General features: G+C 77.7%; 1 protein-coding gene. It reads right to left on the bottom strand.

The annotated features are described in order from the left end of the window. On the bottom strand, positions 1 to 421 hold a 421-nt coding region (locus LPA54_RS40010), incomplete at both ends, for a polysaccharide pyruvyl transferase family protein (protein ID WP_228985329.1).

Genomic DNA, 421 nt, shown 5'->3' with positions numbered 1-421 from the left:
CGCGGGCGGTGACCACCCGCACGTCGCAGTGCCCCGCGACCGCGGCCCGCAGCCGCTCGCTGACCCGCTCGTCGCCGTACACCGGGTGGGTGTTGAACACGAACACGGTGACGTCGACGGGCTCGGCGCGCACCAGCGCGCGCACCCCCTCGACCAGGGCGTCCTCGCGGCGGCGCACGTCGACATCGGCGGCCTCGTGGTCGACGCCGAGCAGGGTCACGCCGAGACGGGCCCGGCCGGTGGGGCGTGGCCGGCGCGGCGGGACCGGCTCGCCGAGCGCCTCGGGCAGCAGGCCGGCGAGGTCGCCGGCCGGCACCAGCACGCCCGGGTAGCCGGCCCGTTCGAGGATCTCGGCGGAGGCGATGTCGCGTACCCCGATGAAGGCGACCCGGCGCAGGACGCGCAGCAACCGGCGCTCGGA

Source organism: Streptomyces sp. DH12 (assembly GCF_020873895.1).
Lineage (GTDB): Bacteria > Actinomycetota > Actinomycetes > Streptomycetales > Streptomycetaceae > Streptomyces.
Note: the sequence above shows the minus strand (reverse complement) of the source record. Positions and strands in the feature narration are given on the sequence as shown.